This window comes from Nonomuraea diastatica, assembly GCF_004349015.1.
In the GTDB taxonomy this organism is placed as follows: Bacteria; Actinomycetota; Actinomycetes; order Streptosporangiales; family Streptosporangiaceae; genus Nonomuraea; species Nonomuraea diastatica.
Window position 1 is genome coordinate 1 of the sequence record NZ_SMKP01000251.1, and the last position, 12885, is coordinate 12885.

The following is a 12885-nucleotide window of genomic DNA, read 5'->3' on the forward strand; positions in this document are numbered from 1 at the left end:
ACTATAGATAAAAAACTACTAGCCTCGATCTTTCATGACCGAGGATTGGTCGGCTGAGCGGTCCGGCTGAGGGTTGAATCCGGGCGGTGGTCAGCGCATCGGCCCGGCTGTCGCGCCGGGTGGGCGGGGTTCCACGGGCCCGCGGGTTCCCTTTCTGGTCGTAGGGGCGGTGGGTGGCTGGTCAGGGTGGTGCGGGCAGGGCCTGCAGGCGGTCCAGCGCGGTGAGGATGTCACGGGCCCAGGGCCATCGCCCCGCGATGCGCAGGCGCAGCCGGCGGCCGCCGCGCACCAGCCGTCCGGCCACCGCGAACAGCCGTAGGCGCAGGCGTTTGGGTTCGTAGCCGCGGGCGGCGGTGCCGGGCAGGGCGAGCATCTGCATCCAGGTGAGCAATTCGCAGGCCAGGGCGACGAGTTCGCACCAGACCTGGTTGCGGGCGAAGTGGTGCAGGGGCAGGTTGGCCAGGCCGGTGTCCTTGGCGCAGCGGATGCGGTCTTCGGCGCGTGCCCGGCGGCGGTGACGTAGTTCCAGGTCGGCGAGCTGCCCTTGTTTGGCGTCGGTGACGAAGCAGGTGACGCGGCAGCCGTCGACGTCGGTGAAGCGCAGCTGGGCGCCGGGGTGCGGCCGCTCCTTGCGGGCGATGACGCGCATGCCCTTGGGCCGGCCGGTCAGGTCCAGCAGGCCGGTCAGCTCGGCGACCCAGGCGCCGGGCCGGACCTGCCGGTCAGCGTTGTAGGCGGGCGTGACCGCTTCCGCCCCTGGGCGCCCACCGGAAGCCGCCCTTGGCACTGGATCCTCGGCACCACCGGAGCCCACCACCTTGCGGCCCAACGCGGCATCACCCCGGCCGAGCTCCGCTATCGCCCCGATTCCGCCAGCGCCATCGCGCTCTCGTCCCGCCTGAACCACCAGGTCGGCGTCAACGAGTTCTTCGCCCAGCTGCACGCCACCGCCCGCCACCGGGCCGACGGGGCAGCGGTCACCGAATGGTGGCCAGAACGTCGCTGCGCCGCCCTCTGGGGCGATCTCGCCCGCCCCGACGCCTTCGGCCGCTGGTCCGAACCCTCCCCCGCCGGCCAGCCCGACACGATCGATTTCTTCCTCGAGCACGACACCGGCACCGAGGCCCTATCCCGTGTCCTGGCCAAGCTAGACGGCTACACCGCCCTCGCCGAAGCCACCGGCATCACGACCCCTGTCCTGTTCTGGCTCCCGAGCGCTGCCCGCGAAGCCAACCTTCGTAAGCTCCTGACCAGCAGCGACGTCCCCACGGCCACCGCCGTGCACACCCCCGCAACGGCCCCTGACGGCCCCGCCGGACCCGTATGGCTACCAGCCGGATCAACGGGCCCCCGCCGTCCGCTGATCGCCCTACGGGACGCGTGGGGCACCATCACCCCCCACAGCGAGCCTGTTTGATGGCGGTCATCGCCACGACAGTGACCGGCGTGTTCGTCCTGGTCGCCATCATCATCGTCGGCGTCGTCGCAACCGTGCTGCCGCACAACAGCGTGCCGACTTCCGACGCCCTGTGCGCAACCGTGCCTCTTCGTACTGCCAAACCCGATGCCACCGCGCTCACACGGCCCGCATGCGCGCCACCACGGATCACCGGGACAGGGCACGGCGCAACAGCCCTTGCAGCCGCTGCCCGCTGGCTCGGCACCCCTTACTCATGGGGAGGCGGCGGACTCGACGGCCCCAGCCGAGGCATCGACCAAGGAGCGAACACGGTCGGCTTCGACTGCTCCGCCCTCACCCGCTACGCCTGGCACCAAGCCGGAGTCGCCTTCCGCGCACCGCCGCTGAACAATGGCACGCCCTACGCCACATCGGACCCGGCTACCAAGCTCCAGGAGACCTCGTGTCCTTCCAAGGCTCCGGCGGAAGCCCCAACCACCCCGGACACGTCGACCTGGTCCTCGACACAAACCGCATGATCGAAACCCTCCGCACCGGCGTACGCATCCGTATCAGCCGATACACCACCCGCCAGGACATCATCGGCTACGCCCGTCCAGGCAGCTAGACGAGTAAGTCCGAACTTCTTCGGGCTGCTCTCCAAGCTGTGCCGAGCCTGAAGTAGGCGGTCTATGTGCCGGTAACATGTGGGAACCAGTAATTGCGCGGGTTGAGGTGTCCGGGCTCACGCACCCCCGCCACTGAGGCGTCCGATCACCGCCAGCGCGGTTCTTCACCTGTCTGTGATGCTGGCGCCATGAGTACGGCGAACGTGACCGAGAAGCAGACTGACGGCTCGCCTGCCGGGGACCGATCGCAGGACGCCTGGGCGGTGATGGAGAAGTTCTACCGGGCCGAGGCCGCGTACGTCGCCGCCGGCGGGTTCGGCAAGGCGAGCTATGACAAGGTCGCCGCATACCTGGACCCTGAGGTCGTCTTGCATCAGGCTCCCGGCTTGCCTTTCACGGGAACGGGGACGTGGCGAGGACGTGACGGGCTGGAGCGGTTCCTGGCCGCTTTCAGCGAGACCTGGGCATCCATGAAGTTCCTGGAGCAGGAACACTGGGGCGACAGGGACACGGTGGTGGTACGGAGCCGGGTACGGTTCCGCGCTCGTGCAACTGGTCAGGAGATCGACACGGTGATCATCCAACTGATTCGGGTACGGAACGGGCGCATGCTCGAATGCCGACCGTTCTACTGGGATCCCGCCGCCATCGCCGCCGCGACCTTGCACACGTAGAGCGCTGGGCCGAAGCAGGAGGAGCTGACCGCAGTGTTCCCGCACGTTACCGGCACGTAGACCACCTACCTGGCGGCTCGGCGCAGTTGCGGGAGTACCGGGCCATGACAAAGGGTGTTGAAGATCGGTTTGTGACAACAGACCTCAACACCCTTCTCACCGCACTCTACGTCAAGATCGATGACTGGCTCGGTGCTCCCGGCACGCCTGCCCGTATCGGTCGCCCGCCCAAACTCACCGACGCCGAACTGCTCACCCTGGTCATCGCCCAAGCCCTGCTCGGCATCCGCTCCGAGACCCGCTGGCTGCGCTTCCTGCCGGTGCACCTGCCCGGCGCCTTCCCCTACCTGCCCGGCCAGTCCGGCTACAACAAACGCCTGCGCGCATCCCTGCCCCTGATCCAACGCGCCATCCGTGCCCTGGCCCGCGACACAGACCTGTGGACCGACCCGGTCTGGGTCGTGGACTCCAGGCCGGTCGAATGTGGCCGCTCCCGCCCCACCGCCCAGCGCTCCGAGCTGGCCGTTTGGGCCGGCTACGGCTACTGCCGCTCCCACTCGCGGTTCTTCTGGGGCCCGCGCCCGCACTTGGTGTGCACCCCTGCCGGATTACCGATCACCTGGGCTCTGGCCACCCCGAAACTCGACGAGCGCCAGGTGCTGATGGCCATCCTCGACCACGACCCCCACCTGGTCCCCGAGCGCCCCGGCTTGCTGATCATCGCCGACAAGGGCTACGTATCTGCCGGACTCGACGCCTACCTGGCCGAACGCGGCGTGCACCTACTGCGTCCCTCCTACCGCAACCGCGCGCCCCGCCCGGGCGAGCAGTTCCTCAAACCGATCCGCCAGCTCATCGAGTCAGTCAACGACACCCTCAAAGGCCAGCTCGACCTGGAACTGCACGGCGGACGCCAGCCCGTTGGGCGTCGCGGTCCGCGTCGCCCAACGGATCCTGGCATTGACCGCGGCGATCTGGCACAACCGCGCCAGCGGCCAGCCCATCACCCCAGGCGCCTGCGAGGGCGGGGAGCGCCACGGCGCGGCGGCTCACCTCTCACCCGTTGCACTCAATCTGATGCGCGTTGAGCACGGCGGGGTTGACCGGCTGCCCACACCAGAACACACGCTCGCGGCGGCGGGAGCCTTCAGCCGGAGAGCGCTTGCAGGGCCTCCTTCACCTTGCCGAGGTACTTTTCGTTGGGGACATTCTTGCCCTCCAGCTCGTTGTCCCAGACGTACTGGCACAGCTCCAAGACCTCCTCCGGCGTGGTCTTCTCGGCGCTGCTCTTGTTGGTCTGGTCTTCCGACGCCTTGAAGACGCGGAAGGGGCCGTGACCCGGCCGTCGAATCTCCTTCACCTCGTACTGGCCGCCGGCTCCACCTCCCGGCGCCTGCCTGGCCACGTCGATGTTGGGCCTGGCGGCGATGAAGCCTTGACCGTGGAAGGAGGTGATCAGGCCGAAGTGTCTCTCAGCAGGCCTTGAACGCAGCCCGCGTTCGCCGTCGACGTTGTCCGTGACTTTTTGTTCGAACTTCGCGGCGTACTTGCCACGGAGCGTGTCCGCCTCCTCCATCGTGCCGATGCACTGGTTTTCCGGCGCCACCGTGTTTCCGCCGCGGGTGTAGCTGACGAACTTCCGTTTGAAAGCATCCTCGTAGGCGGCGAGGTGCGGGCTCGGGCCGACCTTCAAGTCCAGGACGATGCCTTGGCACGTTCCACCGATGTAGGACTTCGTGAGATCGACCAGGTTGTAGATGACGTCGGTCTCGAGAGGCTTCTCCTTGTTCGTCGCCTCGATCCACCCCTTCAGGAGCGCCCGCGTTTCGGGGAGCGTCGCGGTCCGCTTGTTGTCGTCCTCGGCGAGGATGGTGCTCAGGTTTTCGACCTTGACGCCGGAGCCCGACAACCCCAAAGATGCCTCGTCGTGAGGGGTGCCGTTCCAGCGATGCGCGTAAATCGTCACCTCGTGTCCCAGAGCCCTCCACGTGTAGACGTTGAACTTGTCCAACGTGCCCAGGGGGTCGTCGCCGAACCAGACGTGATTCACCTTCACGGCCATTGCGTCACCGGCGCTTTCTGCGGTTCGTGATCCATGCGTGTGGCGATCCTTCGCACGACGAAGGTCGCTCGAAGGATCTGCCGCTTCGCCGAGGGTGTCAAGAGATTCGGTAGTGATAGATAGTGGGGGCGGGGCTAGCCATGGCTGGTGGCCAGTCCGGCTCCTGGGATGAGGGCGCTCATCCGAGTGCCGGCCTCGGCGCGAACGGTGGCGGCCTCGGCCGGATCTGTGGTGCTGGTGGAGCGGGTCAGCAGCTCTTGCACGTTCTCAAGCGCGCGTAGCAGTTCCGCGATGTCCGGCAGATCTTGGCAGCCCGCCACGCGCAGAGCTTCGATCAGGTGCCGCAAGGGATCGACCGCGGTCATCGGCGGGCGCAAGCTGGTGATCAGAATGCGCTGGTCGATCAAGGTGTGCAGCAGGGAGACGATCTTTTCCGGCGGGGTGGCGGAGAAGCGCGCGGCCAGTTCACCAGCGAGTTCGTCGAAGCGGATGGGACGGACGGCTGCCGCGAGCGCGAACCGTACAGGACGGGTCAAACGCACGGATACTCCACGAAGTGGGCCGGGAGTGCGCGCACCGATCTCTGCCCGGGCGCCCACGATGAAGCGGCCGTCGCGGACGATGCCGGAGCTGTCGGTGGTCACCTTCAGACGCGGTCGCAGGCCAGGATGTCGTTCGTTCTGATCAATCAGACTCGTGAGCCATTCGACGTCGACCCGGGACGGACATGATGTCGCGTTCCAAAATCGGCCTTCGCGGGCCCGACCGTGGCCGTGGCCACTCCGGCGAACAGCCCGAACGGGGTGGCACGTCGCTGCCAGCGCAGCAGGTACGAGCCAGTGGAGAGGACGGCTCGTCGCAGGTCGGCGGTGGTGGATCGCTCGCAGCCGAGCAGGTGATCGATGCGGCTCGCGAGGACAGGGCTGGCCATCTGCAGTGCCTCGCGGACGTCGCCGCGCGCCCAGACCTTCGCCGGCCACGCCCTGCCCTCGTGCTGGATCGCCGTCTCATCGGACAGGTCGAGGTGCGTCGGCAGGTCAAGGTCTCCCGGATCGGTGCTCGCGCGCACCATCACCAGGCCGGTGTGTTCGTACCGCGGGAGGACGGTCACCATGATTCCTTCCGTACCGGTTACGGGCTGCGCCGTCGGCGCGAGCACGGGCCCCGACGGCTGAGAAAACGATCAGGAAGGGTCGTTCGAGCTGGTGCTGCACGCGCTGGTGCTACAGGTGCTGCCGCAGCCGTCGCTGGTGTCGCACATCATGACGACGAGCGACGTCGTCGCCTCAACGACGCACATGTCCAGCTCGAACTCCTCTTCGCCCACCACATCCGTGGGGTCCGGAGCCTCGGTGGGGTCGAGAGCCAGCAGTGGTGACATGGATGTGTAGTCCTTCGGTTTCCGGGTTCGGTGTGGGCAGCCTGGCCCTGAGCGGTCGCTCAGTCCTTGGGCCAGGAGATCGTGACAAGACCGTGGGTCTTGCGGAGGACCGCCACGTTCTCAGCCACAGGGGCGGGGGAACTGCCGGTCGGCCAGTAGGCGAACGTGGGCTCAGGCCGACGCCTGGCTTGGGCGTCCCATGCCCGGATCTGATCCACCATGGCGGTTGCGGGCTTCTCACTGTGCGGGCCGTAGGCGCGGGCTCCGAACTCGACTCCCTCGCCCTGCGGCAGGGGCCGCACCGACAGGCAGGCGAAGGAGTCGCCGCGCACCACGGCGAAGGGTAACCAGGTCTTGCGCTCCTGGGCGAGCTCGGTCCCCTCGTCGACGGCCATCTTGCAGAAGCCGGGCAGGAAGCTCGCGAGCCAAAGGTGCAGGTCGGCGAAGGAGACTCCGTGTTCGATCGTGACGCCGGACCACGCCTCGCTGCGTTGGCCGGCGAGGACGCCGTTCAACAAGGCCGGGTCGTCAGGTGCTTCGTCATCGAACCGAAGCGTGACGATGTGCCCCTGCGGGTCCGGCAGCCGGAACTCCCTGTCGACGTGCTCACCGGCCCCTTGCATCGGAACGAATCCGCACACCACCGCGGAGGTACTGGCCAGGTGGTCATTCTCGCGGCGGAAGGCGATGGAGCGGCTGACGCCCTTCATGCGAAGCGGCAGCACGAGCCTGCCTGGCTGCGCCAGCTGGCGCAGCCAGGCAGGAGACACGTCCCAGGCACCGACGGTCACGATGATGGCATCGAACGGCCCATGCCCCGGAATCTGGTCCTGCGCGTCAGCCGTGATCACCGTGACCCGATCGGCGTATCCCGCAGCCTCCAGGAGGCCGGTGGCACGGTCGGTCATCTCCGGATCGATGTCCACGCTGACCACCTGGCCGTCGACTCCGACGACCTCGGCCAGCAAGGCCGCGTTGTAGCCGCCCGAACCGATCTCCAGGACGCTCATGCCCGGCCTCAGCTCGGCCTGCTCGATCATCGCTACCTGGATGTATGCCGCGCTCACCGAGGAGATGACGATGCCATGCTCATCCCTCTTGGTCACCACCGCGTTGTCGGCGGCGTAGGTAATTTCCAGCGGCGTATCGGCTGGAACGAACGCGTGCCGTGGCACCGTACGGAACGCCGCCTCCACCTGGGCGGACTTGATGTGTCCTGCCGCGATCAGCTCGTCCGCGAGCTTGTCCCTGAGCTCAGCGGCCCGAGCCTGGTCGATGGTCTCGTCAGTCACGAATCGTTCCTCTTCTCCGGATCTTGCTGGACGGACTCGGTACGCAAGGGGAGCCATCGGCGCCCCTCCACCCGAGCGTGTTCACGCTGGACGAGCCGATGCCGGTAATCCATCGACCACGCCGCGCAAGACGGTGATCACAGGTCCCAGTCGGTCGTGGACGCCGGCCGCTCATCCGCTGCGACCCCTTGACCATCAGCAGCTACGGCCTCGTCCTGCGGCGTCTCGGACAGGCGCGCGTTCATCATGCGCAGGCCGATGAGCAAGATGAGGTTCATAGGCTTGCCCTTCGGGTTGGGGCAGGGGGATGCGCGAACGTGGACGCCACGCGGTTCATCACACTCCGCCCCGCCGCTGCTTCCGCGACATCAACCTTGCGGACCACCATGTGCTTCACCTCCGGACCTGGACAGTGGGTGAGCGCAGGCCAGGAGCGGGCGACCACCTGGCCTGCGCCCAGGCGCGGACGGCGGGGAGACTTCACCGGGCCGCCCGCACGGGCGTGGCAGCGCGGTGCTCGGGGGGATGCACCGCGCCCGACGAGCGGACCGCCACACCACGATCAGTTCTCGACCCACATGCTGCTCAGGTGGCCGGCCGGGAATCGAGATCGTCATTCAAGCCTCTTACTCAGTGACGTAGGCAGTGCGCTCGTGGGCCTCCGAGGATTACCCCCTGCGGTGGGCTCGACAATGGTGACGGCCTCTTTGCAACGCCGCTGTCGCTGCTTCCGTGGCGGGTGTGGGAGCCGGTCGCCGCCCGGCACGGGAGCGTGCCAGCCTCGCGGACCTGCTACGGCGACCTCGGCGACTGGGTCGTGATCCGGCTGGATGCCACAATCCAGGTCGCTCACAGCGACAGGGAAGCGGCAGCCGGGACGTTCAAGGGCAGCTTTGGGCTGTTCCCGCTGACCGCCTGGTGCGACAACACCGGTGAGTGGCCCAGCGCAGACACTCACTGAGAACGAGTTACACCCGAAGGACATCCGCACGGATTGCGTCCTGATGGCGCTCTGTGAATCTGGCTCTGGCGATCTTTGTGTGGTGCCGTCACAGACAGTGGCCGAGACTCCCGCCCGCGACTGAACTGATCGCAATCGGATAACTGGCCGCGCATAGGTGCGGCCGCCCCGTGAGGATATTGTTCGACCAAAAACGTGATCATCATTTGAGCGGCCGCGAGGTTCATCGTGCCCTGTGCGCAGCATGCGGCGGCGGGCGATGCCTGCTGCCTGAGGATGCTCTTCCCCCATCTGGCGGAGCTGATCGTTGAGGAGGTGATCGATTACGGGGACTCCGTGCTGGTCACGGCGCATACCGGGGGCGGGCCGGCGACCTGCCGGGCGTGCGGCACATCCTCCTCACGGGTGCATGGCCGCCACCGTCGGCTGCTGCATGCCCTGCCAGCCGGGGGCCGCCCGGTCCTGATCGCTCTCACGGTCCGCCGCCTGACCTGCCCGAATCGAGCGTGCCCGGTCCGGACGTTCGCCGAACCCGTGCCCGGTCTCACCCAGCCCTACGCCCACGTTCCGCGCAATTCGGAGCCGCTGGAGCAACGGCATGCCTGTTGACCTGCGGCTTCGCCTTCCCTGCTGCCACAGGCCGTGTCTCTAGGACATGACGTTTCCGCAGGTAGCGAGGCTGCCCAGCGAAGTCCCCGGAGGGCCGGCTGAAGGCCATCGCAGGCCCGCTGCAGGAGCAACAATAGAGCGCCGACGCAAGGCTCCGCCCGGGGTCGTCAACTTGCCCCAGTTCATAGGGTTTTGCCTGCGTCGTTTCGCGGCCCATTGTTGGGTTCCAGCGTGATTGCCCGCCTCGCTGACCTGGGCTGTTGTGAGCGTCTAGAGAAACGGATGATCCGGGCAGTCGGTGGAGACTCTGCAGGTCAGCCCGCACTTCGCGTCTCCAGACGAGGTGAATTCTGCGGAACGCGGGCTACGCTCGCCGCACGAAACTGCTGCGCCGGCTGCTGGAGTTGATGGCGCTGGCACTGGCCGGGCGCGCCGCCTCCCGGCTGCTGGCCTTACCCGGCGTACGCGTCGGCCGGGACACACTGATCCATCTGGTCCGCGCCCTGCCCGACCTCGAAATCGGCCAGGTCACCGTGCTCGGGATCGACGATTCACCAAGAGGCGCGGGCACTCCTACGCCACCGTGCTGATCGACATGGACAGCCAAGACCGCCGACGAGATCCTTGACGCCTGGCCTCATGTTGTCGGTGGATAACTGACTCAGAACGCTGGCGGCAACCAGCATCCGCACCGTGCGGGCCATCTGCTCCCACTCGGGCGGGCGGCAGCCAGCGAGAGGCTCAGGTCCCGCCCCTACCTGGCGGTCTCAAAACTGGCTCTCCCTCAGCCAGCGGGGACCGTCTCGCCGAGGAATCGGATCAGCAAGTCAGTTACCACCGCAGGTCGCTCCAGGCTGGGCAGGTGGCCAGCCCAGGGCAGTTCGAGGTGGCGGGCGCCGGCAATTCGTTCCGGCAGGCTGACGGCGATATCTCGGAAGTCAGCGAGATCGTGCGCGCCCGACACAGCCAGGCAAGGGGCTGTGATCCGCGCCAGGTCGACCGGCGCGGCGGTCGAGGCGAACTTTGCTGTCGCATGCGTCTCGACCGCATGCCGGTACATCTGCCGGACCTGTTCCCGAACTTCTCCGCTGGCTTCAGGGCCCAGCCACGTCATGACGTTCAACTCGACGGCCCCAGCGATGTCGCCCGCCGCCAACAGCGCGTTCTTCCGCTCGGTGAACGACTGCAGTTCAGGGCCAGGCACGTGTCCAGGCATCGCGGAACAGAGCAATGCCACGGCGGTGACCGCCTCCGGCCGTGTCGCCGCCACCTCCAGCGCGACCTCGCCGCCGTGGGAGGACCCGACCAGGGCAACTCGTTTGAGGCCCAGATGGTCCAGGAGGTCGGCGACGTCTGCGGCATCGCGGTACGGCCGGTCCGCCACCGGGGAGTCGCCAAACCCCCGGAAGTCGCACCACACCACGTGATAGCCCGCGTCACGCAGGGCCGGCCATTGCGGGGCCCACATGTGCCGATCGCACACCGCCGAATGCAGCAGCACCAGAGCAGGACCATGGCCACACCAATTGTGACAGAGAGTCATCTTGGGCACGGTAGCCGGACCGGCCCCGATGGACGACCGACACGCCGACACGACCAGCTCCTCAGCGCCGATAACTTGCCGTGACGCAGCTGCCAGGGCGGCGCGTTGGTAGGTGTCAAGTCAAGCTCCCGTGGGATTCTTGGGCCATGCGGGTGGACGATCGGCACCGGGCGTCCGGGCTCTGGCGACATCAATAGCGGCTGAGCCCGGCCACTCCCCCCACACCGATCGGTAGCGGGCCGGTGCGAGATCGCCGCCCACACCTTGATTCGGCTCGGCCGAAGGGCTCAAAGAAGGAGTACGCCATGACGGCGACCATGCGGGCGATCGTCCAGCACGCGTACGGCGGGCCGGAGGTGCTGCAGCTCACTGAGGTTTCCCGGCCCGAGCCGGGGGTCACCGAGGTATTGGTACGGGTCCACGCCGCCGGGGTCAATGCATTTTGCGGAGCCCGGCTACCATGTCCGCCTGACGCAAAATACACCGTACGCACCCCCGCGGACACCGCAGAACTGGTGCGCCGCCCACACGTGCCGTGGTTCTGCCCGCCGGATCGTGGGTGGCTCGCTCCAATGATGCTCGGCGCAGCCTCCCCCAGCATGGGCGACACCGGAGTGGGGGGCGTATGAGACGGGCCGGGGGACCAGATGTCCATCCCGTTTGCCGAAGTGCGGTCGTGGCATCGACCGTTGATGATCACGGTGGCGGCGATGTTTGCGCTCGTCGTCGTCGCGAGCTTCGGTCTCTTCGCAGATGATCATGAGCTTATGCAGGCATCGATCAGGGCGAAGCCGTTGAAGTTCGGGGTGTCGTTCGTCATTTACGGTGCGACGCTCGCCTGGCTGTTGCTGAAGCTTCGCCGGGCAAGGTGCACGATGTGGACCCTCGGAACGGCCTTCGCCCTCACCGGGCTGATCGACGTCGGTTTCATCGCGGCGCAGGCCGCCCGCGGCACCTACAGCCATTTCAGCACCAACACCGATGCGTTCAACCAGATCGGGCAGGTGGTCTTCTCCTCAGGCGTGGTCGGGTTGTTCCGGGCGAGCCTGCTCATCGCTGTCATGCTGCTGTTCCAGCGGATCGGCGACACCGCGCCAGAGCCCTACGCGCCGGGATCGGGCTGTCCGTCATCGGCATGGCACTGGCGTCCTTCATCCGCGGGTGGGCCACGACTGGGCCACGGACAGTCGAGGACGCGTACGGGAACCCGGTCACGCTGTTGGCGCAGCACGGGGTCGGGGCACCGGACGGTGACGGCATGCCGATCACGAACTGGAGCACCGCGGGTGGCGACCTCCGCGTTCCGCACTTCATCGGCTTGCACTCCGTCCAGGTCTTCGTGCTCGCGGTGCTGGTCCTCACCGCCCTCGCGCCCGGATCAGCTGGCTGCGCAGCGAACGCGTGCGCGCCCAGCTGACCGGGGTCGTCATCCTGGGCTACACCGTGCTGTTCACCATCACGACGTGGCGAGCGATGCGCGGCCAGTCGCTGATCCACCCCGACACGGCTACGTGGACCGCGCTCGCCGTAACGGTAGTCGTGACCGCACTGCTGGCGGCTCTGGCCATCTCGGCCGCCCGCCGCAGCGAGGTGGCACCCACCGGCGACGGGCACTCGCCTGGCGCACCGCCTCGCGGGCCCGTTGGGTCCTTGAGCCGGGACCGTACCGTGGCTCGATGAGAACGAAGACTCGCGCCGCGTGGACGTCGAACGGGTGTCGGGTCGGCGTCAGCCGCTTCGACGCCCGTTTAAAGTCTCTGACGTGGCGCCTGCCACTGAGCGGCACGAGGTAGAGGAGACGAGCAAGGTGCTGCGCCAGCCCTGGCCCGCTCGCGATCGACCCCATCAACCGCAGTCGAGGATCATGACCAAGCTCTGTCATTTCGCACATCACACAATCTCCATCATGCCTAGCCGGATCCTGACCCTGAGCGGCGTACTCACGTTCGCGGTGGCCGGGTGCGGGGCGCTACCGATGAAGGAAGCCGCGCCCCCGCCCGCCACCACCGCGCCAACGTCGAGTGCCCCGGCCACCAGCGCTCCGCCCGCCACCGCCACGGCATCCGGTCAAGACACCCGACCGGCCCTGGCCGAAACCCGCAGTACCATGACCGAGAACCTCAAGGTCGAGGTCGTCGGCCTCAACCGCGTCAAGGGCAAGCACCTCATCGTCCAGATCCGCCTTTATCCAGAGCAATAGTCAAGACATGTGGATCATGAAGTTCTAGGCGGCTGTGGAGACGGTTGATTCTGCGGGACGTTCGACAAGCTTGCCGTCGATGAAAAGGGCGCCCGCTCGGACCAGTGCGACCAGGTGGGCGCCGTTGACCGCGCG

Annotated in this window: 12 protein-coding genes and 4 pseudogenes; 9 read left to right on the forward strand and 7 right to left on the reverse strand. The window is 67.3% G+C overall.

All coding sequences use genetic code 11. The features are described 5' to 3' along the window. Positions 1–181: 181 nt before the first annotated feature. A pseudogene (locus E1294_RS56770) lies at positions 182–751 on the reverse strand (transposase); the annotation flags it as partial. Between the two features lie 39 nt (positions 752–790). Here E1294_RS56770 and E1294_RS56775 point away from each other — a divergent pair. The 4 genes and pseudogenes from E1294_RS56775 to E1294_RS47470 all read left to right on the forward strand — a co-directional run. Continuing rightward, positions 791–1417, forward strand: coding sequence for a replication-relaxation family protein (locus E1294_RS56775; protein WP_246083788.1), 627 nt, complete (start codon positions 791–793; stop codon positions 1415–1417). Further along, positions 1417–1925: pseudogene (locus tag E1294_RS47460) on the forward strand (NlpC/P60 family protein); the annotation flags it as partial. The gene E1294_RS56775 and the pseudogene E1294_RS47460, both read left to right, overlap by 1 nt. A gap of 291 nt (positions 1926–2216) precedes the next feature. Next, complete coding sequence (locus E1294_RS47465) at positions 2217–2702, forward strand: nuclear transport factor 2 family protein (protein WP_132518653.1); 486 nt, start codon at positions 2217–2219, stop codon at positions 2700–2702. Positions 2703–2833: 131 nt separating this feature from the next. Continuing rightward, positions 2834–3704, forward strand: a pseudogene (locus E1294_RS47470) (IS982 family transposase); the annotation flags it as partial. Positions 3705–3849: 145 nt separating this feature from the next. Here E1294_RS47470 and E1294_RS47475 read toward each other — a convergent pair. From E1294_RS47475 to E1294_RS53720, 5 genes and pseudogenes are all read right to left on the reverse strand, one after another. Then, the gene (locus E1294_RS47475) at positions 3850–4764 is read right to left on the reverse strand and encodes a hypothetical protein (protein WP_132518655.1); all 915 of its coding nucleotides are present in this window, start codon (positions 4762–4764) and stop codon (positions 3850–3852) included. 134 nt (positions 4765–4898) lie between these two features. Beyond that, a pseudogene (locus E1294_RS47480) lies at positions 4899–5878 on the reverse strand (lantibiotic dehydratase). 69 nt (positions 5879–5947) lie between these two features. Then, complete coding sequence (gene fxlA / locus E1294_RS47485; protein ID WP_132518659.1) at positions 5948–6145, reverse strand: FxLD family lanthipeptide; 198 nt, start codon at positions 6143–6145, stop codon at positions 5948–5950. Between the two features lie 59 nt (positions 6146–6204). Further along, positions 6205–7494, reverse strand: coding sequence for a methyltransferase, FxLD system (fxlM, locus tag E1294_RS47490; protein ID WP_132518661.1), 1290 nt, complete (start codon positions 7492–7494; stop codon positions 6205–6207). Positions 7495–7574: 80 nt separating this feature from the next. After that, a complete protein-coding gene (locus E1294_RS53720) occupies positions 7575–7715 on the reverse strand; it encodes a hypothetical protein (protein WP_165977885.1) in 141 nt (46 codons plus the stop codon). 959 nt (positions 7716–8674) lie between these two features. Here E1294_RS53720 and E1294_RS58610 point away from each other — a divergent pair. Beyond that, entirely contained in the window at positions 8675–9007 is a 333-nt protein-coding gene (locus tag E1294_RS58610; protein ID WP_132518663.1) for a transposase family protein, read from the forward strand. 407 nt (positions 9008–9414) lie between these two features. Next, positions 9415–9597 (forward strand): hypothetical protein, encoded by a 183-nt coding sequence (locus E1294_RS47500; protein WP_132518665.1) that lies wholly within the window; start codon positions 9415–9417, stop codon positions 9595–9597. Positions 9598–9791: 194 nt separating this feature from the next. Here the strand turns inward: E1294_RS47500 and E1294_RS47505 are convergent, their stop codons facing one another. Then, positions 9792–10508: an alpha/beta fold hydrolase gene (locus E1294_RS47505; protein WP_220448350.1), complete on the reverse strand. Its 717-nt coding sequence runs from the start codon at positions 10506–10508 to the stop codon at positions 9792–9794. 1300 nt (positions 10509–11808) lie between these two features. On the opposite strand from E1294_RS47505, the gene E1294_RS53725 reads away from it, so the two are divergent. From E1294_RS53725 to E1294_RS47520, 3 genes are all read left to right on the forward strand, one after another. After that, entirely contained in the window at positions 11809–11967 is a 159-nt protein-coding gene (locus E1294_RS53725) for a hypothetical protein (RefSeq protein ID WP_165977887.1), read from the forward strand. After that, positions 11952–12230 (forward strand): hypothetical protein, encoded by a 279-nt coding sequence (locus E1294_RS47515; RefSeq protein ID WP_132518669.1) that lies wholly within the window; start codon positions 11952–11954, stop codon positions 12228–12230. The genes E1294_RS53725 and E1294_RS47515 overlap by 16 nt, the downstream gene beginning before the upstream one ends. A 226-nt stretch (positions 12231–12456) precedes the next feature. Continuing rightward, a complete protein-coding gene (locus tag E1294_RS47520) occupies positions 12457–12750 on the forward strand; it encodes a hypothetical protein (RefSeq protein ID WP_165977888.1) in 294 nt (97 codons plus the stop codon). Positions 12751–12885 lie beyond the last annotated feature (135 nt).

Bases quoted from the DNA above. Each gene is read 5' to 3' on its own strand.
- E1294_RS47465 (WP_132518653.1), top strand. From the start codon at position 2,217: ATGAGTACGGCGAACGTGACCGAGAAGCAGACTGACGGCTCGCCTGCC.
- E1294_RS47475 (WP_132518655.1), bottom strand. From the start codon at position 4,764: ATGGCCGTGAAGGTGAATCACGTCTGGTTCGGCGACGACCCCCTGGGC.
- fxlA (WP_132518659.1), bottom strand. From the start codon at position 6,145: ATGTCACCACTGCTGGCTCTCGACCCCACCGAGGCTCCGGACCCCACG.
- fxlM (WP_132518661.1), bottom strand. From the start codon at position 7,494: ATGGCTCCCCTTGCGTACCGAGTCCGTCCAGCAAGATCCGGAGAAGAG.
- E1294_RS53720 (WP_165977885.1), bottom strand. From the start codon at position 7,715: ATGAACCTCATCTTGCTCATCGGCCTGCGCATGATGAACGCGCGCCTG.
- E1294_RS58610 (WP_132518663.1), top strand. From the start codon at position 8,675: ATGCTCTTCCCCCATCTGGCGGAGCTGATCGTTGAGGAGGTGATCGAT.
- E1294_RS47500 (WP_132518665.1), top strand. From the start codon at position 9,415: ATGGCGCTGGCACTGGCCGGGCGCGCCGCCTCCCGGCTGCTGGCCTTA.
- E1294_RS53725 (WP_165977887.1), top strand. From the start codon at position 11,809: ATGCCGATCACGAACTGGAGCACCGCGGGTGGCGACCTCCGCGTTCCG.
- E1294_RS47520 (WP_165977888.1), top strand. From the start codon at position 12,457: ATGCCTAGCCGGATCCTGACCCTGAGCGGCGTACTCACGTTCGCGGTG.